The sequence below is a fragment of the Citrobacter sp. C6_1 genome, from assembly GCF_014596835.2.
Taxonomy (GTDB): domain Bacteria; phylum Pseudomonadota; class Gammaproteobacteria; order Enterobacterales; family Enterobacteriaceae; genus Citrobacter; species Citrobacter pasteurii.
Window position 1 is genome coordinate 4,025,502 of the sequence record NZ_CP115031.1, and the last position, 23,443, is coordinate 4,048,944.

The 23,443-nt window shown below is 51.8% G+C and carries 19 protein-coding genes, 1 tRNA gene and 1 pseudogene; 8 read left to right on the top strand and 13 right to left on the bottom strand.

Going from position 1 to position 23,443, the window contains the following annotated elements; genetic code table 11:
* Window positions 1-142 precede the first annotated feature (142 nt).
* The 3 genes from uxuR to uxuA all read right to left on the bottom strand — a co-directional run bounded on the left by uxuR (window position 143) and on the right by uxuA (window position 3,877).
* Window positions 143-916 (bottom strand): Uxu operon transcriptional regulator, encoded by a 774-nt coding sequence (gene uxuR / locus IB196_RS19325; RefSeq protein ID WP_003033268.1) that lies wholly within the window; start codon window positions 914-916, stop codon window positions 143-145.
* A 221-nt stretch (window positions 917-1,137) separates the two neighbouring features.
* Window positions 1,138-2,613: a fructuronate reductase gene (locus IB196_RS19330; protein ID WP_188232419.1), complete on the bottom strand. Its 1,476-nt coding sequence runs from the start codon at window positions 2,611-2,613 to the stop codon at window positions 1,138-1,140.
* A 79-nt stretch (window positions 2,614-2,692) separates the two neighbouring features.
* The gene (gene uxuA, locus IB196_RS19335; protein ID WP_188232418.1) at window positions 2,693-3,877 is read right to left on the bottom strand and encodes a mannonate dehydratase; all 1,185 of its coding nucleotides are present in this window, start codon (window positions 3,875-3,877) and stop codon (window positions 2,693-2,695) included.
* A gap of 259 nt (window positions 3,878-4,136) precedes the next feature.
* Between uxuA and gntP the strand changes: the two genes are divergently transcribed.
* Window positions 4,137-5,480 (top strand): gluconate permease GntP, encoded by a 1,344-nt coding sequence (gene gntP, locus IB196_RS19340; RefSeq protein WP_003033260.1) that lies wholly within the window; start codon window positions 4,137-4,139, stop codon window positions 5,478-5,480.
* A 49-nt stretch (window positions 5,481-5,529) separates the two neighbouring features.
* Here gntP and IB196_RS19345 read toward each other — a convergent pair whose 3' ends face one another.
* Genes IB196_RS19345 through IB196_RS19355 form a run of 3 tightly spaced genes read right to left on the bottom strand, consistent with a single transcriptional unit; the run spans window position 5,530 to window position 8,372 of the window.
* The gene (locus IB196_RS19345) at window positions 5,530-6,222 is read right to left on the bottom strand and encodes a lactate utilization protein C (protein ID WP_005134135.1); all 693 of its coding nucleotides are present in this window, start codon (window positions 6,220-6,222) and stop codon (window positions 5,530-5,532) included.
* Window positions 6,215-7,642, bottom strand: coding sequence for a LutB/LldF family L-lactate oxidation iron-sulfur protein (locus IB196_RS19350; RefSeq protein WP_188232417.1), 1,428 nt, complete (start codon window positions 7,640-7,642; stop codon window positions 6,215-6,217). The genes IB196_RS19345 and IB196_RS19350 overlap by 8 nt, the downstream gene beginning before the upstream one ends.
* Before the next feature lie 10 nt (window positions 7,643-7,652).
* Complete coding sequence (locus IB196_RS19355) at window positions 7,653-8,372, bottom strand: (Fe-S)-binding protein (protein ID WP_005134137.1); 720 nt, start codon at window positions 8,370-8,372, stop codon at window positions 7,653-7,655.
* A gap of 556 nt (window positions 8,373-8,928) precedes the next feature.
* Here IB196_RS19355 and IB196_RS19360 point away from each other — a divergent pair.
* Window positions 8,929-10,482, top strand: coding sequence for an L-lactate permease (locus IB196_RS19360; protein ID WP_040230247.1), 1,554 nt, complete (start codon window positions 8,929-8,931; stop codon window positions 10,480-10,482).
* A 494-nt stretch (window positions 10,483-10,976) separates the two neighbouring features.
* Here the strand turns inward: IB196_RS19360 and pdxY are convergent, their stop codons facing one another.
* The 3 genes from pdxY to IB196_RS19375 form a co-directional block, all read right to left on the bottom strand.
* Entirely contained in the window at window positions 10,977-11,834 is an 858-nt protein-coding gene (pdxY, locus tag IB196_RS19365; RefSeq protein ID WP_188232416.1) for a pyridoxal kinase PdxY, read from the bottom strand.
* A gap of 11 nt (window positions 11,835-11,845) precedes the next feature.
* A complete protein-coding gene (locus IB196_RS19370) occupies window positions 11,846-13,111 on the bottom strand; it encodes an aromatic amino acid transporter (RefSeq protein ID WP_155021491.1) in 1,266 nt (421 codons plus the stop codon).
* 190 nt (window positions 13,112-13,301) lie between these two features.
* Window positions 13,302-14,672: a tyrosine phenol-lyase gene (locus tag IB196_RS19375; protein WP_003837154.1), complete on the bottom strand. Its 1,371-nt coding sequence runs from the start codon at window positions 14,670-14,672 to the stop codon at window positions 13,302-13,304.
* Between the two features lie 779 nt (window positions 14,673-15,451).
* On the opposite strand from IB196_RS19375, the gene symE reads away from it, so the two are divergent.
* Window positions 15,452-15,814: an endoribonuclease SymE gene (symE, locus tag IB196_RS19380; RefSeq protein ID WP_005134143.1), complete on the top strand. Its 363-nt coding sequence runs from the start codon at window positions 15,452-15,454 to the stop codon at window positions 15,812-15,814.
* Window positions 15,815-15,865: 51 nt separating this feature from the next.
* Here the strand turns inward: symE and IB196_RS19385 are convergent, their stop codons facing one another.
* Complete coding sequence (locus IB196_RS19385; protein WP_188232415.1) at window positions 15,866-16,501, bottom strand: HNH endonuclease; 636 nt, start codon at window positions 16,499-16,501, stop codon at window positions 15,866-15,868.
* 140 nt (window positions 16,502-16,641) lie between these two features.
* Between IB196_RS19385 and IB196_RS19390 the strand changes: the two genes are divergently transcribed.
* The 3 genes from IB196_RS19390 to dcm all read left to right on the top strand — a co-directional run bounded on the left by IB196_RS19390 (window position 16,642) and on the right by dcm (window position 19,645).
* A complete protein-coding gene (locus IB196_RS19390; protein ID WP_188232414.1) occupies window positions 16,642-17,514 on the top strand; it encodes a phosphorothioated DNA-binding restriction endonuclease in 873 nt (290 codons plus the stop codon).
* 98 nt (window positions 17,515-17,612) lie between these two features.
* Window positions 17,613-18,332, top strand: coding sequence for an Eco47II family restriction endonuclease (locus IB196_RS19395; protein ID WP_188232413.1), 720 nt, complete (start codon window positions 17,613-17,615; stop codon window positions 18,330-18,332).
* Between the two features lie 80 nt (window positions 18,333-18,412).
* The gene (gene dcm, locus IB196_RS19400) at window positions 18,413-19,645 is read left to right on the top strand and encodes a DNA (cytosine-5-)-methyltransferase (RefSeq protein WP_188232412.1); all 1,233 of its coding nucleotides are present in this window, start codon (window positions 18,413-18,415) and stop codon (window positions 19,643-19,645) included.
* A 126-nt stretch (window positions 19,646-19,771) separates the two neighbouring features.
* Here dcm and IB196_RS19405 read toward each other — a convergent pair.
* A pseudogene (locus IB196_RS19405) lies at window positions 19,772-20,143 on the bottom strand (Arm DNA-binding domain-containing protein); the annotation flags it as partial.
* 151 nt (window positions 20,144-20,294) lie between these two features.
* Window positions 20,295-20,379, bottom strand: a tRNA-Leu gene (locus IB196_RS19410).
* Between the two features lie 230 nt (window positions 20,380-20,609).
* Between IB196_RS19410 and IB196_RS19415 the strand changes: the two genes are divergently transcribed.
* Window positions 20,610-21,629 carry an NAD(P)-dependent alcohol dehydrogenase gene (locus IB196_RS19415; protein WP_188232411.1) on the top strand — a complete coding sequence of 340 codons (1,020 nt, stop codon included), beginning with the start codon at window positions 20,610-20,612 and terminating at the stop codon, window positions 21,627-21,629.
* A 30-nt stretch (window positions 21,630-21,659) separates the two neighbouring features.
* Here IB196_RS19415 and idnK read toward each other — a convergent pair whose 3' ends face one another.
* A complete protein-coding gene (gene idnK / locus IB196_RS19420) occupies window positions 21,660-22,181 on the bottom strand; it encodes a gluconokinase (RefSeq protein WP_040230318.1) in 522 nt (173 codons plus the stop codon).
* Between the two features lie 217 nt (window positions 22,182-22,398).
* Between idnK and idnD the strand changes: the two genes are divergently transcribed.
* Window positions 22,399-23,442, top strand: a complete 1,044-nt coding sequence (gene idnD, locus IB196_RS19425; protein ID WP_149691098.1) for an L-idonate 5-dehydrogenase — start codon at window positions 22,399-22,401, stop codon at window positions 23,440-23,442.
* The last annotated feature ends 1 nt before the right edge of the window (window position 23,443 follow it).

The following is a 23,443-nucleotide window of genomic DNA, read 5'->3' on the forward strand; positions in this document are numbered from 1 at the left end:
TTATCAACATGGCATCCGAGGCGATGGAAACAATTTTTTACGTGTCGTTGAAAACGTGACTAGCGGCCGGGTTGGACAATGAATAAGGATGCGGAAAAGTGCGGTGCGGGCCGCAATAGCCCGCGTATAAAAGGAAGGAAAATCAGGCGTTAACTTTATCCAGCGGCCAGGAATCAAACAGATAACCATCAAAATCAATATCATCAACATTTGAAAACTCCAGCAAGCGCTGTTTGACGTTTTCCAGATGCTGCCACATGGCCAACTTGGCCGCGCGAGCATCTTTTTTGATTAATGCCGCGAGGATCTGTTTATGGTCGCCCATCCACTCTTTGCGGTAATGGGTATCGTCGAGGTGGCTATGGAGCTGGATCCACATCGGGTTGTTCTCACGCCACTGCCATGACTGGCGAAACAGCTCCACCAGCATGCTGTTATGCGTGGCTTCGGCGATGGCGAGATGGAACTGCATGTCGCCGCTTTCAGAACCGTTCGGCTCGCTGGAAGCCAGCTCCCGCTCTTCCAGTTGCAACGCCTGGCGCATTTTGACGATATCTTCGCGGGTAGCCTGCAGCGCGGCAAATTCGGCAATATTGCTTTCCAGCAGTTGTCGCGCCTGCAGCAGCTCAAACGGACCTGCATCATTGCAATGATTTGCATCCGTACTGTCGATAGTCTGCGCATCCGCATTGTCGAGCACGTAGATCCCGGCGCCGCGGCGCACGTCCACCAGGCCTTTAATTTCCAGCATGATTAACGCTTCGCGAACCACCGTGCGAGTGACATTGAGCATCTCGGCAATTTCACGCTCTGGCGGCAAGCGTTCACCGGGCTGGTACGGCGTCTGAACAATCAGATCGCGGATCATGGCACCCACTTCCTGGTAGGGTCTTTGCTGAGAAGTGTTCGATTTCATCGTGTTACGTCCGTCAGATGCGTCAATTCAGATCCGTAGGCCGGATAAGGCGCGAGCACTGCCATCCGGCATCTGCGCCATTGCCTGATGGCGACGCTGACGCGGCTTATCAGGCCTACAAATAACGTTTTTTCGCCTGAACTATAGCATTTGCGGGAAGCCAAAAACAGAAAACGGGTCAACCAAACCACTATTTTGATTGACCCGTCATAGTTCGGAGGTTATGCGTCAGCGCTTAATGCCGCAACGCACTCACGTGCGCCGTGTTCACATAGCTGTTGATACGCCGCAATAATGGTCTCCACAAAGTCGGTGTTTTCCGCCAGATCATGACCAAAAATGCCAGACAGCCCCAGCAGCGCCGTCACACGCTCGGCTCCCTGGTACTGTTGGTTAATGCACTGGAATTCAGCCAGCATTGGGTCGACAACATCAATGGCCTGCCCCTGCTCATCCACACCGTGGGTGTAGCGCATCCAGCCCGCCACGCCCAGCGCCAGGTGACGCCAACTGCTGGCATTTTGCAGGTGCAGACGCACCGGATCCAGCAGGCGCTGCGGCAGTTTCTGGCTGCCGTCCATCGCAATCTGCCAGGTACGGTGGCGCAGAGACGGGTTGCTGAAACGCTCGATTAGCAGCGTCGCGTAGGCGTTGAGATCGGTGCCTTCCGGCATCGAGAGCGTCGGCGCCTGCTCCTGCATCATCAGCGCAAACGCTGCTTTGCGGTACGCCGGATTGGTCATGGTATCGGCGATGGTTTCATAGCCGCCGAGATAGCCCAGATACGCAAGGAAAGAGTGGCTGCCGTTGAGCATGCGCAGTTTCATCATTTCAAACGGCACCACGTCGGCCACGAACTGGGCGCCAACCTTGTCCCAGTCAGGACGACCGTTGACAAAATTGTCTTCAATTACCCACTGACGGAACGGTTCACAGGCGATAGCACACGGATCGTAAACACCCAACTGGTCGGCAATCTCCTGCAACGTTTCCGGCGTCGCCGCCGGAACAATGCGGTCGACCATAGTGCACGGGAAAGTCGCATTAGCTTCAATCCACTGCGCCAGCTGCGGGTCGCGCGCCTGCGCCAGCCCCAGAACTGCGACTTTCGCCACATGCCCATTTTCACGCACGTTATCGCAGGACATCACGGTAAAGGCCGCCAGCCCCTGCTCACGGCGCAGGTACAGCGCTTGTACGATGTAACCAATCGCCGATTTCGGCGCGGTCGGGTTCGCCAGATCGTGTTTAATCAGCGGGTTATTGAGATCTAACTGACCGCTGGCCGCATCGGTGCAGTAGCCTTTTTCGGTGACCGTCAGCGAAACAATTGCCGTCTGCGGGCGCGCCATCGCCTGTAAAATACCGTCACAGCCGTCAAGATCCGGGTGCAGCGCTTCTTTCATTGAGCCGATCACTTTCAGCACGGTGTTGTCCGCGCCTTTTTCCGCCACGGTATACAGCAGTTGCTGCTTGCGCAGATTTTCAATCAGTACGCAGTCGTTACCCGGCATCAGGTTAACTTCACAGATCCCCCAGTCGCTGTCGGTGGTTTCCAGCAAATGATGGGTGTACAGCGCCTGATGCGCGCGGTGAAAAGCGCCACATCCCAGGTGAACAATGCGGGATTGCAGGCGCGAGCGGTCCCATGCAGGGCGCGCAACCGGCAGGTCGCTATTGGCAATTGTCGTTGTCATCGTGAACTCCAGAACCCGTTGAAAGGCCAACGGATGAGAAAAGAAAAACGCCGGCCAGACAGGTGGCCGGCAACTCGCTTTAGCGGCTGAAGAAAGCGCGCTGGATAGCCATCTCAACGCCGCGCACTTCCGCCAGCCCTTTCAGGCGACCAATCGCGGAGTAGCCTGGGTTGGTTTTCTTTTTCAGATCGTCCAGCATCTGGTGGCCATGGTCCGGACGCATCGGGATCAGATCCTCTTTACCCTCGGCCTTACGGCGTTGCTCTTCTTCAACGATCGCTTTCACCACTTCGTACATGTCGACATCGCCATTCAGATGCGCCGCCTCATGGAAGGTTTTCGGGTTATCTTCACGCAGCGTGGAGCGCAGATGGGTGAAGTAAATGCGGGGGCCAAATTGTTTGATCATGTCGACCAGATCGTTATCCGCCCGAACGCCGTAGGAGCCGGTACACATGGTGAAACCGTTCGCCATGCTGTTGACCGTATCGACCATCCACTGCATATCTTCCACGGTGGAAACAATGCGCGGCAGGCCAAGGATCGGGCGCGGCGGATCGTCCGGGTGTACCGCCATACGTACGCCAGCTTCTTCCGCCACCGGAATAATCGCCTTCAGGAAGACGGCGAAATTCTCACGCAGCGCGGCTTTATCGATATCTTTATAGCGCGCCAGATGCTGGCGGAACTGGTCGAGGGTGTAGCCCTCTTCCGCGCCCGGCAGACCGGCGATGATGTTGCGGGTCAGACGTACTTTGTCTTCATCGCTCATGGTAGCGAAGCGTTCATTCGCCTGAGCAATCTCTTCGGCGGTGTAATCCGCTTCCGCGCCCGGACGCTGGAGGATATGCAGCTCAAAGGCGGCAAACTCGATCTGGTCAAAACGCAGCGCTTTGGAGCCGTCCGGCAGGACGTATTCCAGGTCGGTACGGGTCCAGTCGAGAACCGGCATGAAGTTGTAGCACACGGTACGAATACCGCACTGAGCCAGGTTACGCAGGCTTTGCTGGTAGTTGGCGATCCACCGCAGATAGTTGCCGGAACGGGTTTTAATGTCTTCGTGGATCGGCACGCTTTCGACGACCGACCAGACCAGGCCAGCCTGCTCAATAATGGCTTTGCGTTTTAGGATCTCATCAACCGTCCACACTTCCCCGTTCGGGATATGGTGTAAGGCGGTGACAACGCCTGTGGCACCCGCCTGACGTACATCCGCTAAGGTGACCGGATCGTTAGGACCATACCAGCGCCATGTCTGTTCCATGTTTTATTCCTCGTTACGTTATGGACTCGACGATATGGCACATAAATTCCTCCTTTTGGTATGACATGTCAACCTAAGACTCAAAATTGGTTAACCACATCACGATTTATGCTGATGAGATCGCCATTTTACGGCCATGCAGCCCGGTAAGACTGTAAACATGTAACGCAATGTGACATTCATCGCATCAATGGTTAACCAATACATGTAACATCTCAACCAAAATCATAATGGTTCAACCAATAAAGGTAGACGTTATATGCACGTTCTCAATATTCTGTGGGTCGTATTCGGCATCGGTCTGATGCTGGTGCTCAATCTAAGATTCAAAATAAACTCGATGGTCGCCCTGCTGCTGGCGGCGCTCTCGGTCGGCATGCTGGCGGGTATGGATTTAATGGAGCTGCTGCACACCATGAAATCCGGTTTTGGCAGCACGCTGGGTGAGCTGGCGATTATCGTGGTATTCGGGGCGGTCATCGGTAAGCTGATGGTTGATTCCGGGGCGGCGCACCAGATTGCCCATACGCTGCTGGCGCGACTCGGCCTGCGCTATGTGCAACTGTCAGTGATCATTATTGGTCTGATCTTCGGCCTGGCGATGTTCTATGAAGTGGCATTTATTATGCTGGCGCCGCTGGTGATCGTCATTGCCGCGGAGGCGAAGATCCCGTTCCTCAAGCTGGCGATCCCTGCCGTTGCCGCCGCCACCACCGCTCACTCGCTGTTCCCACCACAGCCGGGTCCGGTTGCGCTGGTTAACGCTTACGGCGCAGACATGGGCATGGTCTACATCTACGGTATTCTGGTGACCATTCCGAGCGTGATCTGCGCCGGGCTTATCCTGCCGAAGTTCCTCGGCAACCTCGATCGCCCTACACCGTCATTCATGAAGGCCGACGTACCGGTTGACCAGAACAATCTGCCCTCCTTCGGCGTGTCTATTCTGGTGCCGCTGATCCCGGCAATCATCATGATCTCCACCACCATCGCCAACATCTGGCTGGTGAAAGGGACGCAGGCGTGGGAAGTGGTCAACTTCTTAGGCTCATCGCCGATTGCGATGTTTATCGCCATGGTTGTCGCCTTCGTGCTGTTTGGTACCGCGCGTGGTCACGACATGCAGTGGGTGATGAACGCCTTTGAAAATGCGGTGAAAAGCATCGCCATGGTGATCCTGATCATCGGCGCAGGTGGCGTGCTGAAGCAGACCATTATTGATACCGGCATTGGCGATACCATCGGCATGCTGATGTCACACGGCAATATCTCTCCGTACATCATGGCGTGGTTGATAACCGTGCTTATTCGTCTGGCAACCGGACAGGGCGTGGTCTCCGCCATGACGGCGGCAGGGATTATCAGCGCCGCCATCCTCGACCCGGCAACCGGTCAACTGGTGGGCGTCGATCCGGCGTTACTGGTACTGGCAACGGCGGCGGGCTCCAACACCCTGACCCATATCAACGATGCCTCGTTCTGGCTGTTCAAAGGCTACTTTGATCTGTCGGTGAAGGATACGCTGAAAACCTGGGGTCTGCTGGAGCTGGTGAACTCCGTGGTTGGCCTGATTATCGTATTGATCATCAGCATGATTGCATAACGTCGATACCGCTCTGGCCCGCAGCGCCAGAGCGGTTTTCCATCCTGCCTCAACAATCCTCAATAATCAGATACACCGCCTTCACCGGGCCATGCACCCCAACCACCTTAATAAGCTCAATATCCGCCGTCGAGCTGGGTCCACTGATGATGTTAATGCACGATGGCATACGCTCACCGGCCTGCGCCTTCTGATGCAGTTTTTCTGCCAGTTGCGCCACGCGCGGCAGGATAGTGCTTTTGCGCAGCACGAAAATCGAGGACTCCGGCAGCAGGCTGATTGAACGCCCGCGTTCCGGCGCGGAAAACAGCACCACACCGCCGGACTCGGTCAGGCCATACTCGGCATACACCACGCCCACTTTCGCCTGCTCGGCCTGGGTAATATTTTCGCTGCCTCGCGCCGGGTCCCAGACCACGGCGTTACATTCCTGCTGCAGACGTTCGGTGATGCCCAGTTCCACCAGCCGACCGTCGCCGCTGATGACCACCGGCTGCCCCAACTCTTCGCACAGGCGTTGCGCGGCTTCTGCGGCCTGTTCCTCGCGGGTCAGTTCGCAGCGGGCCAGCATCACCTCGCTGGCAAACTGGATAAACGCATCGCAGCGCTGCTGCGGGCTAAGCTCGGTCAGGCGCTCGTTGGCATAGTTGTTCACCGGCGCGGCATCCGCTTGCGGCTCAAAACGCAGCGGGCGCCCCAGCGCCTGGGCGATGGTGTTTAAAAACGCGGTACGGTTATCCATTCTTTTTCTCCTGCGCCTGATGTTTCTTAAACCAGCTGCGGAAGCTCTCGCCGTCGGCATCAGGAAGATCGCGCGCCTCCATCCAGTCGCCAATCGCGCAAACCTTGAGCGGGGTTTTGCCGCCGTTGATAAACCAGCTCGCCGCATGTGCGCCCGCCATCATCCCGACTTTCCACAGCCCCGGATGACTATTGGCATACGCGAACATTTTTATCGCTCGCCGCTCGGCTTTCGGGGTAATGCCCTCCTCGGCCATCACCCGACGATGCCGCAGGATTAGTTTTGACAGCGGGATCTTAACCGGACAAACGCTGTCGCAGGCCGTGCATAATGAACAGGCGTATGGCAGATCTTTAAAATCTTTATAGCCGCCGAGCAGCGGAGAGATCACCGCGCCGATAGGGCCGGGGTAGATAGAACCATAGCCGTGTCCGCCAATGTGACGGTACGCCGGGCAGGTGTTCATACAGGCCCCGCAGCGGATGCAGCGCAGCACATCGCGAAACGCCGAACCCAGCACTTGCGAGCGGCCATTATCGACAATCACCAGGTGGAACTCTTCCGGTCCGTCGACGTTATCCGCCTCGCGTGGGCCGGTCAGCCAGGTGTTGTAGCCCGTCAGACGCGCGCCCACGGCGCTGCGCGCCAGCATGGTGATCAGCACATCCACATCGGCAAAGGTCGGCGCGATACGTTCCATGCCCATCACCGCAATGTGCGTTTTCGGCAGCGTGGTGCACATCCGCGCATTGCCTTCGTTGGTCACCAGGCATACAGAGCCGGTTTCCGCCACCGCGAAGTTACAGCCGGTAATACCGATTTCGGCACTGAGGAAATCCTCGCGGATCTTCTGGCGGATGAATAAGGTCATCGCCTCCGGGGTTTCCGGGCCGTCGTAACCCAGACGCTCGTGCAGCACGCGGCGGATCTGATAGCGATCTTTATGAATCGCCGGGACCACAACGTGCGAAGGCGGATCCTGATCCAGCTGCAGGATATATTCGCCGAGATCGGTTTCGATCACCTGAATTCCGGCATCCTGCAGCACATGGTTGACGCCGATTTCTTCGGTCACCATCGACTTGGACTTCACCACCTTCTTCGCATTTTTACGCTGCGCGACCTGCAAAATGTAGCGGGTAGCGTCTTCTTTGGTCTTTGCGAAATAAACGTGGCCGCCGTTTTGCGTCACTTTCTCGGAGAGTTGATACAGGTAAGCATCGAGGTTGCTCAGAACGTGATCGCGGATCTGACTGGCACGATCGCGCCAGTCTTCCCAGTGGCCTAGCTCATCAACCATTTTCTGCCGATTCGCACCTATACGCTCCTGCGCGTTGGCCACGGCTTTGCGCATGATCGGATCTTCGATCTGCTGACGAATGCGCAGTTTAAACTCTACATCGCTGGTTTTTATCGACATCTCTTTCCCCTCAGCGGCTCATCAGCACTTCAGCAATATGCATCACTTTGACCGGCTGGCCTTCGCGTTGCAGTCGGCCGCCAATGTTCAACAGGCAGCTGACGTCAGCGCCGATCAAAAACTCCGGCTTCGCATCCATCAGATGTAAGACTTTCTCTTTCACCATCTCACCAGATATCTCGGCCATCTTGACCGAGAACGTCCCGCCAAAGCCGCAGCAGGTGTCCTGATCGGCAAACGTCATCAGTTCCAGCCCGCGCACGTTTTTCAGCAGCGTCAGCGGCTCTTCCTTCACTCCCAGCTTGCGGGTCAGGCTACAGGAAGGATGATATACCGCGCGGCCCTGCAGGCTGGCGCCGACATCCACCACGCCCAGTTTGTTGACGATAAAAGAGGTGAGATCCTGCATGCGTCCGGCAACCTTCTCGGCGCGCAGCGCCCATTCAGGCTCATCCGCCAGATACGTCGGGTAGCTTTTTACCGCGTAGGTGCAGGAGCCTGCCGGGGAGATAATCGGATCGTCGTTGTCTTCCAGGGCGGCGATCAGGTTTTTCATTCCGGGGATCGCCTCTTTGATGTAACCGCTGTTGATGGCTGGCTGACCGCAACACCCTTGCTTCTCGGGGAAATTAACGTGACAGCCCAGTTTTTCCAGCAGCAATACGGAGTCTCTTGCCATCCGTGATTTCAGGGCGTCACCAATACAGGTAACAAAGAAATTTACATTCACAATAACTACTCCATTGCTTCATTTCTGTTTATTGCGCTTGATACCGCTATATCACGCCCAGTCTTCTGTTTGCTGGTTTTGCCGATGTCTGGGTTCATGGTGTTTGTTGGATCATGCTCCTGAGATGGCCGATTTCCGCTTCTTATATCAGGACCATCCTAAATGCCTGTATTTTCATTTGTATGACAAAATCAAATAATCCTCCAATCAACTCGTACATGCAATACCCTGGTTTATTTCTTTCGGCCTCGCTCACATTTTTATATTGAAAACCACCGCGTCATGAGTCGATCAAAAATAGTTTCAGGTGATAACCATTCCTGTCACTACCATTAATAAAAAGTTTATTAAATAACTATTTATAGGTACTTAGCCTGCTCTTAAGTATATTTACCTGGCATTGATCTTTAATTAAAAGATTACAATAGTTACAAAACCATTAATCATAATTACTTTATTCACTGAAGCGATTCAGTTTGCATCTTTTATTTACCCGGCAATATAGCCTTCCCACCATAAATATAAATCAGGTTTAATAAACCAATCAGGAATAGCAATGAACGAATATTTTATGTTTGCCCTGGCACTCTCTCCGTTACTACTGATGGTATTTTTAATATTGAAATTGAAAATGCCTATCCATTATTCCGTGCTGATCTCTTTAGTATTCACCGCGGCGCTGTCGGCTGTGTTCTGGGAGATGCCCGTACAGAATCTAAAAGCCGCGATAGGCTATGGCGCACTGAAGGGATTATGGCCGATTGTGATTGTGATCCTTGGCGCTATCTTCAGTTATAACGTCATGCAGGCGACCAAAGCGCTGGATATTCTGCGCGATATTCTCGCCAGCATTAGCGAAGATAAGCGTATTCAGGTGCTGCTGATTTCATGGTGTTTCGGTGGATTTCTTGAAGCCGCGGCGGGTTATGGTACAGCGGTCGCCATTCCGATCGGTATTCTTATCGCACTGGGTTTCAACCCGCTGAAGGCGGCGATAGCCTCTCTGGTGGCAAATACCGTTCCTACCGCATTCGGCGCAGTCGGGATCCCGGTTTCAATTCTGGCGGAACAGGTTAACCTGCCGGTTTATACCCTGGGCGGAACCATTATTCTGCAGCTTGCGCTGTTTAATATTCTGCTGCCATTTGTGATTATCTGCATTATTGGCGGTGGCCTGAAAGCCATTCGCGGCGTATTTCTGATCACGTTGATTTGCGGTATTACCACGCTGGTTCCGCAGTATTTTGTCGCTATTCATCTCGGTGCTGAATTACCCGCCTTTGCCGGTAGCCTGGTCAGCCTGTTTGCCGTGGCGATGGTCAGCCGCCTGCGCAAAGGGAAAACCGATCCCGAGTGGCGCATTGAAGTCAGCCATAACCGCGAAACCACGCCGCGTTCGGCAAAAGTGTTGTTCCGCGTGGGTTCTATCTATCTGTTCATTTTTGTCTTTATCCTGATGTGTTCGCCGCTGTTCCCGACGATAAAAGGCGCAGCCTCGCAACTGGCCTCGGTGCTGCATTTCACGCTTGCCGACGGCAAAACGCTGGCGCTGAAGGTTGAATGGGTGACCACGCCGGGGATGCTGATCATCTTTGCGACCATTATCGGTGGTTTTATTCAGGGAGCGTCCGCACGCGGGATGCTGGAAGTGTTTATCAAAACCATTTTCCAGCTTAAAAACTCTATCGTCGCAATTATGGCGATCGTCGCGCTGGCCACGGTGATGGATCTCAGCGGGATTATCTCCACGCTGGCGCAGTCGATTGTCGATCTGACCGGCAGCTCGTACGTCTTCCTCGCCCCGGTGATTGGCGCGCTGGGCACGTTCGTTACCGGCAGCGATACCAACTCGAACATTTTGTTCGGAAAACTGCAAACCATTGCCGCCAGCAAACTGCATATCGATCCCAACTGGCTGGCGGCGGCCAACACTTCTGGCGCAACGGGCGGAAAAATGATTTCGCCGCAGAGTATCGCCATTGCGGTTTCAGCCACTAAAATGGACGGTCAGGCCAACCAGATTATGTCTGGCACCATGAAATACTGCTGTGCCTACATCGTGATCCTCGGCTTAAAGGTTGGCCTCTTTTATTACTGGTTTATGGCGTAAACCATTGTCAACCCCGTCAAATTTGCGGCAACCGTATTTGACGACGCGGTGACCAAAAAGGTTTACACCTCCCCGGGAACGGAACGAGGCGACAGACTTTACGATTTGTCGGCGCTGACTAAAATAGCGCCGATGTTTCAAATCGAGGATTGTTGTTATGTTGTTCTGGAAAAAGATGGTGAAGAAGTTCGACGCCTTTTCCGCGTTGATTCCACCACGCTACTTCCGCGTGTAATACTGGGCACTTATGCCTGATGGCGCTTCGCTTATCAGGCCTACGTTTCGCACTCATTTGTAGGCCTGCGTTTCACGCTCATTTGTAGGCCGGATAAGGCGCTAGCCGCATCCGGCAGCAGCGTAAAATGTTCACCCCTTTCTCTTACGCAGTCCGCACGCTCTTAACATCACAACCCAAATACGAAGCCACGCAAAACGGTAGACCAGCGGATGCTGAAACCTCAGCAATGTCAGAAACACAGAGCCCCCTTGCGGCGTCAGATCACCGTTGCCTGATAGCGAACCTGTGGGTCCATAATCTGGTGGCGCGCGTCTATCAGCCGCAGTTCATACGAATCATGCTCTTTCGTCAGCCGCATTACCGCGTCAACAACACTGGTGGTCCGCTCCAGTGCCTGCTTGTCCTCGTAACCATTGAGCAGTGAGGCCAGCATCACGCTGCAAATCAGATCCCCAACGCCGACCGGCATTTTGGCAAAGGTATACAGCGGCCGGGCAATGTGTAACGTCTGTTCCGGCGTCACCAGCAGCATTTCAAACGCCTGTTTGTCCCGCGAACAGTCGCCGAGATGCTTCACCAGCACCTTCTTTACGCCCCACGACACCAGCTGCCGCGCCGCTTCCACCACCTCGTCAAAACTACGCAGTTGTCTGCCCGTCAGCACGCCCAGCTCATAGAGATTCGGTCCCATCATGTCGGCCAGTTGAATGGCGTCATCGACAAAAAATGACTCCACGCCCTGCGCGACAATGCAGCCTTTTTGCGGGTCGCCCATTACCGGATCGCAAAAATAGAGCGCCTGCGGATTACGCTGACGAATGGTGGTGACCGCGTGCTTCACCTCTTCACAATGGCGTTTATCTCCAAGATACCCGGACAATACGGCATCGCATTGCGCCAGCTTTTGCAGGTCATCCAGCCCTCTGATGATCGCGCTCAGCTCGCCGTGCGGCATCGCCATGCCCTGCCACATCCCATATTGGGTGTGGTTGGAAAACTGTACGGTGTAAAACGGCCAGACATCGATCCCCGAGAGCTGCATCGGCAACACAGCGGCTTTATTTCCGGCATAGCCATAAACAACCGACGACTGAACAGACAACACGTTTTTCATTTTGACTCCGTCTAACGAAACGTCGGCAGCAGACCAAATACGTCCAGAACAACCGTCAGATAGACAACCGCCCCGCAGACGATCACCAGATTGAGCACGGTGTTATTACAGGGCGCGGTATAGTTGCTGGTCGGAAAACGTTTCCGCGCGGCTTTCACCAGGAACGGCGGCAGGATCACGCTCCAGATGGTAAAGGCCAGACCGGCGTAGCCAATCGCATGCACAAACCCATTCGGGAAGAAGAAGCACACGGCGGCTGGCGGGAAGTAGGTCACCAGCGCGGTTTTCAGGCGGCCCATGCCGTCGTCCGGGAAGTGAAACAGGTCGGCGATGTAATCGAACAGGCCAAGCGTCGCCGCCAGCAGGGAACTGGCTACCGCGAAGTTGCCGAAGAAGGTCAGGATCAGATCCATATACCGGCTGGTGAACAGCCCGCTGATGGCCTCGACAAAGACGTCGATATTGCCGCCTTTGGCGATAATCGGCGGGAATGAGGAACGGCTGATGTTACCCATCGTCACGCCCAGCCAGAAAATATACAGCAGCAGAGCAAACAGCGTACCGATGATAATCGAACGCGTAATATTCGAGACTCCGCTTGTGCCATACAGTTTGACCAGGCTCGGCACGTTACCGTGAAAACCAAACGAGATAATACAGAACGGCAGCGTCATCAGGATATACGGCAGATACTGCGAATTGGGCAACGCCACCGCCACGCTGTCGATGAGTTTTGCCACTTCGATATGGCCAATCAGCCCGGAGAACGTGGCAAAGAACGCCACAAACTTACCGATAATCAGTACGGTAGTGATGCGTCCAACCAGCAGGGAGCTGTACCAGGCAATCGCCCCAACCAGCATACTGACGATCACCACCGAGATATTCGCCGGAAAGCGCACGCCGCTATATTTGAATACCGTTTGTGCCATTACCGCCGACGAACCGGAGATATAGGCATAGGTCAGAATATACAGCACAAAACCAAAAGCGATACCGACCACGATATTCCACTTTCGGCCTAATAAATCCTGAGTAAAGGTATTAAAACTGGCACCGGCGCCATAATGCAGGTTAACTTCGACCAGCATCAGACCGGTTAATAACATCATGATGGCGATAAACAGAAGAATAACAGAGGCACCGGGAAACCATACACCGGCCATCGCAATCGGCAGGGAAAACATTCCGCCGCCCACGACGGTTGCGATAACCAGCATGGTTCCGCTAATCAGTCCGGGGGTACTACTCTGTCGCTCAATGGCATTAATATCCATGATAAATGTTCCTGTAGACTATTCGTTATAATTACAGCTGTCATTTGTACATCATGCGGATAATAAAAATGTCGGAGTCAGGGTTTACTTTTTTTTAGTTATGTCACGGTAACGAGCACCGCAAAGGCTTCCTGTTCATAGAAAAGGAATACAAAAAAGCCCCATCCTGAGATGGGGCCATAATGATTGTTTAGATGTAATCAAAGCGTGCAGTAAAGAAACGCAACTGCTTCGGCTCGTAAATAAACTTCAGCCCGCGAATATCTTCTTTGTGCTGGTAAAGTTTAATAATACCGTCAGCCACAACATCCATATGCGCGTAGGTATAAACGCGGCGTGGAATAGTCAGACGCACGGTTTCCAGTTTCGGTCGGTGGTGTTCACCGGTCACGTTATTACGGCCCGCAGAGATAATTCCGCGTTCCATACTGCGCACGCCAGTTTCCACATAGATGCTCGCCGCCAGACTTTGCGCCGGGAACTCGTCCTGGGTCAGATGCTCGCAGAAGCGACGCGCATCGAGGAATACCGCGTGACCACCTACCGGTTCAACAATCGGCACGCCAGCGGCCTTCAGTTTGTCGCCCAGGTAGCGAACTTGCTTCACGCGGTGCTCAATGTACTCATACTGCATGGCTTCGCGCAGGCCAATCGCCATCGCTTCCATATCACGTCCGGCCAGGCCGCCGTAGGATGGCATACCTTCGTACACCACGACTAACTCTTTGGCAGAAGAGAACATTTCGTCATCGTTCATGCACAGGAAGCCGCCGATGTTCACCAGACAGTCTTTTTTACCACTCATGGTACAACCGTCGGCGTAGCTGAACATCTCATGCACGATCTCGGCGATGCTCTTGTTCTCAAAGCCCTGCTCTTGCTCTTTGATAAAGTAGGCGTTTTCTACGCAGCGGGTAGCGTCGTAGAACACTTTAATGCCGTGCGCTTCCGTCAGTTCACGTACTGCACGCATGTTGGCCATCGAGACCGGCTGCCCACCTGCGAGGTTAACCGTGACTGCCAGGCAGATATACGCAATATTCTCTGCGCCTTTTTCATCAATCAGCTTTTGTAATTTTTTAAGATCGATATCACCTTTAAAAGCAATATTCAGACCGGCATCGTGTGCTTCGTCACGAACGATATCGACAAACACCGCGCCATTCTTTTCCTGATGATAACGGGTGGTGGTGAAATACATATTCCCGGCAACATATTGCCCCGGTTTAATAGCCAGTTGCGATAACAGGTTTTCTGCGCCGCGCCCCTGGTGAGTAGGAACAATATGTTTAAAGCCAAACAGTTCCTGTACGGTTCTTTCCAGATGATAGAAGTTTTCGCTACCCGCGTAAGCTTCATCACCCATCATCATTCCGGCCCACTGCTTGTCGCTCATTGCGTTAGTGCCACTGTCTGTCAGCAGGTCAATATAAATATCTTTCGAATTTAACAGGAAAGTATTGTAACCCGCTTCCTGCATTTTCTTGAGACGTTCATCACGCGGGATCATAGATACAGTTTCAACGCTTTTAATACGGAAGGGTTCTGCCGGATAATTCATTTTGTTTCTCCAGTAACAGTGGTCATGTACGTATTAATGTGAAGTGAATCATACCTGGTTCATCAACAAATCCTGATGAAATATAACTATTCGCCTCCTGAGTCAGGGGGAGAAATAATGTGGAGGCACTATGCAAGATTTGATTGATTATGGAAATAGCCCGGTCAACATTAATTACTGGCAATAATTTAAAAAGCTGTAAATGTGGGTGATGCAAATCACACGTCATTTTTTTACCCGTTAATATTCAACAAGTTTTTTTTTGCGTTTCGATTTGCCATTCGTCGTAGTGTGTCTGCGGAGAGTGGAAATACTGAAAACATAACTTTCCAGGCTGTTCTCATAATGTATTCGTGAATGAGTACACGCCATTTTGTGAGAGTCGGATCACTTCACGGGCTTATATTTGTGATTCACATCACCAAAAGTGTAAACCAAAGTGTACAAAACAATGAAGTTTCATAGTTTGCTATTTGCTTCAGTGAGTGAGATCGCATTTTTGGCCTGACGCAGAGGAGCGTTATTTTCTGGAAATGGCAGGTGTTTGGCGGACTGGATGGGAATGAATTTATACGGTGAATAATACCGGATTTATTGGGATGGCGGAGTTTTCTATTTATTCCGAAAGCGTGCTATTCGCGCTTATTTCATCTTATTTACATCTGGACTTCCCCCAGGACACTGGGGTCATTTACAGGGGTTTTTTTAGCGCGATGCGAAGGTGCTACCAACACCTCCGCGTCGCTAATCACAGCAACTATTAATAGAGAATAGCAGCCATGACTGATACGCATTGTATTGCAGTTTCATTTGATCCAGAAGTCCACGCCGCAGATAACCGTCGCCTGAAGGTGGGTTATGCGAGCCGTTATCCTGATTACAGCCGTATTCCGGTGAAGTACGTCCGGTTTCCGTCCATTGTGATGAAGGGCCAGTGGCTGAAAGCCGCCGGATTCGACACCGGCACCGACGTTGATGTGCGGGTGATGCAAGGCTGCATCGTATTAACCGCCCGCGCCGCCGAACCCGAAGAGTCAGAACTGATGAAATCCCTGCGCGCCGTGGAAAAGCTCTCCGCGCGTAAGCAAAAGCAGGTACTGGAGTTTATCGGGGTGATTGCGGGGAAAGCGTTGAAGGGGTGAGATTGTAATTGTGATTGTCATTGAGGCGCCTGCGGGCGCCTTTTTGAGCGTTTAGCACAGCATATTTTTCAGTTCTTCTGGGGTATATAGCGGTATGCGCCGATGCAGCATAGCATGACAATTTGGACATACGGGGATCAGGTCATTGATGGGATCAAGGCGGTAGTCTTCTTTAATTGCCGATAAGGGTACTAGGTGATGAACATGGATAAACCCTTCGGCAATCTTACCGTAGACCTTTGACATATCGATGCCACAGACTTTGCACTGACAACCGTGATGGCGAAGAGCTGCCTGTCGGGCGTTGCGGTCGCGCTCATAGCGATTCACGGTCACCTGAGTCGCTGCTCCTTCTATATATTCAGTTTGCGCTTCGAGTTCTTCAGGAAAGATCGTGTCGCTCACCGCCGCAGCGCACTTTTTATCCTGAACAATATGAAAACCTTGCTCAGTCAATAATCTGACGCATTTCGAACTGATACCGCCGGAGAAATCCTGAGGGGTAAACGCTTTGCCCGTCAAAAGCGTCGCCGCAATTCCGGCAATGGCTTTTGACGGATAGCGACGCCCCTGAAATTCCAGCTCGTAAAGCCGAGCCTCTTTGAAACGATGCGAGAAGCCCGAGTCATAGGCGTGAATGGCCTTGATGATGTACTCGCGCGGCAGCGTGTCAGGTAGTTCATTCATGGGGCTGGTTCCTTTAACTAAAGGCTTTCAGAAATAACGGCAAGCGATAAAGTGACGTCGATAGTGTATCGGCCTCACTCCTCTTGATCAGGTGATATTTTGCGAGCATCATCGCAATTATTTACCTGATAACGAAATCAATGACTTCCAGTAAAACCCTGCAACAGGCGATTGCCAACATCACCATCTGGCGTAAAGGCGAGCAGCGTGCGCCGCACAAGCCCCTGCTGCTGCTTCATGTGCTGGCAGGTTATCAGCAGGGTCACGGTCGCCTGTTTGACTACGGTTCGGAAGTTCGCGACCCATTGCATAGTCTGCTGGAGCGATTTGGACCACAGCGCGCGCAATACCGCCCGGATATGCCTTTCTGGCGCTTACAGGGAGATGGGTTCTGGGAGCTACAAAACGCCGAGCACTGTTCAACATCCGGTAGCAGCAAACAGCCCCCTGCCGGGGAACTGGTAACGCACAACGTTGCCGGAGGTTTTGATGAACAGCATTTTGCCCTGCTGAAAAAGAGCAAGAGCCTCATCAACGCCCTGGCCCAGCAAATCCTCGAGGCGCACTTCACCGAAAGCATCCAGGAAGAGATCGCGGATGAACTGGGATTTGATATCCTGCAAATCCGTAAACAGCGAGACCCGTTGTTCCGCCAGCAGGTTCTGCGTGCGTATAACTATGAATGCGCCATTTGTGGCTTCAATATGCGCCACGACAGCACCTCAGTCGCCCTGGAAGCCGCCCATATCAAATGGAAACAGCACGGCGGCCCGTGTGAGATTTCAAACGGCCTGGCGTTGTGTGCAATCCACCATAAAGCCTTTGATAAAGGTTCGATTGGGCTGGATGAGAGTATGCGAATTCAGGTGTCACCCGCAGTGAATGGCAGCGGCATGGTGGGCAGGCTGTTCTGGGATTTCGACGGTAAATCGATAGCGCTGCCGATGATGCGAGAGAATTATCCAAAAGATGGGTTTGTGGAGTGGCACAGGAAGGAGGTGTTTAGAGGGTGAGTGCGAAGGCCGGACTCGAACCGGCACGGGGTTAATTAACTTAAATAGTTTCAAAATATTATTAAGTTATTGGATTATAAAATGTTGGAGAAAAAAACATGGTTTTACTTGCATACATCAGTGATGAAGATCTTTTTAATGAAGTTGAAACCTTATTAACTAAAGCTAAAAAGAAAAAAGACGCCGCTGAGAAAACTTTTAACAGCAATGTGATAGATCCTTTTGGTGCACTTTTTGAGGCGCCGGGATTTTCATCCCATGAAGAGTGGCGAAATTCCGAACTTGCGCGACAACGTCAGAAGACCATCCAAAATCATGTCGGTACCTTTCATCAAAAAATCCTCGGCCACGTGAGTGGATGGCAGGATATGGGGATTGGTGGCATCGTTGATCTTCTTAACGAAGAGAGAAAAATTATTGCTGAGGTGAAAAATAAATACTCAACGGTTACTGGCGGGGACTTAGCCGATAAATATAAAGGCTTAGATGAGCTTGTTTCGCCGAAACATAGCCGATTTAAGGATTACTGCGCTTACTTTGTTAATATAATTCCTCGTAAGCCTGTCAGATTTGACATCCCTTTTACTCCCTCCAATAAAGGTAGCGGTACTCAATGTCCTTCGAATCCTAACATCCGAATCATTGATGGCGCGAGCTTCTATGAACTTGTCACTGGAAGACCGAATGCTCTGGAAGAACTCTATAGTGCTCTTCCGTATGCAATTGAGTATGTTTTGAATGAGCGTCTTGGACATAAAGACTTCTCTATCCCTGATAAAGAAAGTTTTATTAAGTATTTTAGTCTCGCTTATGGCTAATAACCATGATCAACGTTTGACAAAGCCCATGTAAAACCATACAGTAGTAACCATGACTAATGTTGACATGGTTACTAAGTATGTTAAAGGAAGAATTTTCACTTTCAGAAGTTGCAGACATTTTGGGTGTGTCAAAAGAGACTTTAAGGCGTTGGGACACTGCTGGAAAATTAGTTTCCCAACGAAATGATGAGAATAACTACCGATTCTATAGAAAAGAACAGCTTAAAAGTTTTGAACAAGCTCAGTTTTTGTTTAAAAGTCAATGGTCTGATGATCCTAAAACCAGCAATAACGTTTACACTGTATTAGAATTATTTGCTGGTGCAGGGGGAATGGCTTTAGGTTTAGAGAAAGCAGGTTTAAAATCTGTTCTATTGAATGAAATTGATTCCCATGCCTGTAAGACATTAAGAAAAAATAGACCTGAATGGAATGTAGTAGAAGGCGATGTTAGCCAGTTAGACTTCACCCATTATAGAGATACTGTTGATGTATTGGCTGGTGGTTTCCCTTGCCAAGCATTTTCGTACGCAGGAAAAAAACTTGGTTTTGAAGATACTCGTGGTACTCTATTCTTCGAGTTCGCTAGAGCAGTTAAAGAAATCAATCCGAAGGTTCTTTTAGCAGAGAACGTTCGAGGATTACTAAATCATGATGATGGGCGTACATTAGAAACAATAAAAAACATTATCACTGATTTGGGTTACACTTTATTTGAGCCTAGGGTACTTAAGGCTATATTCTACAAAGTGCCACAAAAACGCGAGCGTTTGATTATAGTAGCTCTAAGGAATGATCTTGCTGATGGCGTCGATTATGAGTGGCCTTCTTCTTATAATAAAGTATTAACTCTTAAAGATGCTTTAAAAAAGGGTGAGTTGTACGATAGCGATGTTCCAGAATCTGAAGGACAAAAATACCCAAAAAGAAAAGCAGAGATTCTAAACATGGTTCCTCCCGGTGGCTACTGGAGAGACCTTCCAGAAGATATTCAGAAAGAATATATGCTTAAAAGTTTTTACTTAGGCGGAGGGAAAACCGGTATGGCTCGTCGCTTGTCTTGGGATGAACCAAGCTTAACATTAACATGTGCCCCTGCACAGAAACAAACAGAGCGTTGCCACCCTGATGAAACAAGACCATTAACGGTCCGTGAATATGCCAGAATACAGACTTTCCCCGACGACTGGGTGTTTGAGGGCTCGATGTCAGCGAAATATAAGCAGATAGGAAACGCTGTTCCTGTGAATCTGTCATTTGCTGTTGGCAAATCTGTTGTACATCTTTTAAATAAAATAAATAAAGGATAATCATACCCAGATTAATGCTGGTCACTTAAAGTGACCAGCTTCTTTTTTTATTTAGGTATTTGTGTAAGTATCCCGCATAACCCTGCCTCACCGAGCGCGCCACGCGCCATCGTCCTAAAACCATGCCCGCAGACTTCGGGCTCGGTGGTCTTCACTCCAGCGCTTGTTACTTGCATGCCATTCACGAGCAATGATTTCGAACGTATATGCTCCCGAATTCTCGGCCTGAGCTTCTTTCTGTTCGGCTTTTGGGTCAATGCCCTGAACTAACAGCTTTTTAGCTTCGTCGCGCTTTGCTCTTGCCTGAGCAAGAGTCACTGTAGGCCAAACACCAAAAGCGAGGCGATCCTCTTTTTTGTCAGAGGGGCGTCGGTATTTCATGCGCCAGTATTTAGACCCCTTGGCCGAAACCTCGAGATACAAACCGCCGCCATCGGCCATTTTGTAGCTTTTGTCTTTTGGCTTTGCAGTCTCGACTTGTCTGGCGTTGAGCTTCATTTGGGGGCACATTTCTAATCGAAGTTAAGATGCCCCCAATGACATCCGGATTTCAACGGACAACCTCGGACGACTCAGGACGTAGAAATCGCTGCAAGCATTGATTTTTAAGGAATAATTGAACTTTCTCGGATGGCCTTGGAAGTACTAATGGTGCCGAAGGCCGGACTCGAACCGGCACGTATTTCTACGGTTGATTTTGAATCAACTGCGTCTACCGATTTCGCCACTCCGGCACGGAAGGGATGCGGAAAACGTTGTGGATTATACCTGTCGTGCGCCGCCATGCAAGCGCCAGCGTGTGTCTGGCCTGCTAAGTGTTGAAAATTTCAGCATTACATTGCACACGTGCAATCACCATCACAGTTTATCCCCCGCAACAACCACCTTAATCCCCCCTTCTGCGAAGCATCCCGTTTCCCCATGCTCTACACTTCCAGTTCAACACCACACTGAGGGAAACACGATGTCGATGATAAAAAGCTACGCCGCAAAAGCGGCGGGCAGCGAGCTCGAACTCTATGAATATGATGCGGGCGAGCTTAAGCCGGAAGATGTCGAAGTCCAGGTCGATTACTGCGGTATCTGCCATTCCGATTTGTCGATGATCGACAACGAATGGGGATTCTCTCAGTATCCGCTGGTTGCCGGGCATGAGGTGATTGGTCGCGTGGCAGCGCTCGGCAGCGCGGCGCAGGATAAGGGTCTGAAGGTTGGTCAGCGCGTCGGCATTGGCTGGACGGCGCGCAGTTGCGGGCATTGCGACGCCTGTATCAGCGGCAATCAGATTAACTGCCTGGAAGGCTCCGTTCCCACTATTCTCAATCGCGGCGGCTTTGCCGAGAAGCTGCGAGCCGACTGGCAGTGGGTGACCCCGCTGCCGGAGAGTATCGATCTGGCGGCAGCTGGCCCCTTGCTGTGCGGCGGTATCACCGTGTTCAAACCGCTGCTGATGCACCATATCACCGCCACCAGCCGCGTCGGGGTGATCGGTATCGGCGGCCTGGGACATATCGCCATTAAGCTGTTACACGCGATGGGTTGTGAAGTGACCGCATTCAGTTCCAACCCGGCGAAAGAACAGGAGGTGCTGGCGATGGGAGCGGATAAGGTGGTCAACAGCCGCGATCCGGATGCGCTAAAAGCGCTGGCGGGCCAGTTCGATCTCATCATTAACACGGTTAACGTCGATCTCGACTGGCAGCCCTATTTTGAAGCGTTGGCCTACGGCGGTAACTTCCATACCGTCGGCGCAGTGCTGAAGCCGCTGCCGGTACCGGCATTTACCTTAATTGCCGGGGATCGCAGCATCTCCGGTTCGGCGACCGGGACGCCATTCGAGCTGCGCAAGCTGATGAAGTTTGCCGGGCGCAGCAAGGTGTCGCCTACCACCGAGCTGTACCCGATGTCGCAAATAAACGAAGCAATCCAGCACGTGCGTGATGGCAAGGCCCGCTACCGCGTGGTGCTGAAAGCCGACTTCTGATGCCGGGCTCAGTCCCGCAAGGGGCTGGGCTTATTGCCCGTTACGAAACGCGAGCACCGCCTGGCGGCACTGTTCCGTCACATGCTCAATATCATGGTTCACGTCGATGCGGGCAATATCTTTCTCATCGTCCTGCGGACATTCCAGCGCGTCGAACTGACTTTTGAGTAGTCCCACCGGCATAAAATGGCCTGCCCGACGCTGCATGCGTGCCAGAATGGTCTCGTAGTCGCCGTCCAGCCACAGAAAATGCACATTCGGGCTACCCTGACGCAATATATCGCGATACTGTTTTTTTAATGACGAGCAGACAATAAATCCGGTCTCATTCTTTTTAAATAAACTGTATGACGCGTCATTTAATCGCGCCAGCCACGGCAGTCGGTCTTCATCGGTTAATGGAATACCTTCAGACATTTTATCAATATTTTTAGCGGGATGGAGATCGTCGCCATCAATGAATTTAGCCGATAATACAGCGGCAATTTTACTGCCAATTAAAGATTTACCGCTACCCGAAACGCCCATCAAAATATAACTTTCCCCAGCCATTGAAAAAACTCCAGATTCATATTCTATGGCGCGATACTACGCCTTCCACATTGCAGAACTCACCTTTTTTTGCCGCGACTGAGCAGATTTACAGGGCGCATCACGTTATGCGTAACATTGTAGTGTAACAATTTCTCAGCGTGATCTGTATCACAAATAATAACAATTAAAACCGTTTAAATGCTGCCGAGGTTACTACCTGACCAGTGAGGAATTTATGCAAGTCAAAACCCAATCCTGCGTTGTCGCGGGTAAGAAAACTGTTGCCATTACCGACCAAAATATAGAATGGAATAATAAAGGAACGTTGGTACAAATTACCCGCGGGGGAATTTGTGGTTCCGATTTACATTATTATCAGGAAGGCAAAGTCGGTAATTTTACCGTTAAAGCGCCGATGATTTTAGGCCATGAAGTTATTGGTAAAGTAGTGCACAGCGATTCAACAGAATTACATGAAGGTCAGTCGGTGGCGATTAATCCGTCGAAGCCCTGCGGCCACTGTAAATACTGTCTGCAGCATGAAGAAAACCAGTGCACGGAAATGCGCTTTTTTGGCAGCGCCATGTATTTTCCCCACGTCGACGGCGGCTTTACTCAGTTTAAAACTGTCGATACTGCGCAGTGCATCCCCTACCCTCAAGAGGCCGATGAAAAAGTCATGGCCTTTGCCGAACCGTTGGCGGTCGCGATCCACGCCGCGCATGAAGCGGGCGACCTGCAGGGCAAGCGCGTGTTTATCTCCGGCGTCGGGCCTATCGGCTGTCTGATTGTCAGCGCGGTAAAAACGCTCGGCGCGGCAGAAATCGTCTGTGCGGATATCAGCCCGCGCTCGCTCTCGCTGGCGCAACAGATGGGTGCCGATACGCTGATTAACCCGCAGCAGGACTCGCTCGACGCGTGGAAAAAAGAGAAAGGCTACTTCGACGTCAGCTTTGAAGTCTCTGGTCATCCGTCCTCAATCACCACCTGTCTGGAAGTGACCCGCGCGAAAGGCGTGATGGTGCAGGTCGGCATGGGCGGCGCGGTGCCGGACTTCCCGATGATGATGCTGATCGGCAAAGAGATCGCGCTCAAAGGCTCGTTCCGCTTTACCACCGAGTTCAACACCGCGGTGTCGTGGCTGGCGAATAACGTTATCGATCCGCTGCCGTTACTCAGCGCTGAATATCCGTTTACCGAGCTTGAACAGGCGCTGATATTCGCCGGGGATAAAACCCAGGCGGCGAAAGTCCAGCTCGTTTTCGAAGACATAAAATAAG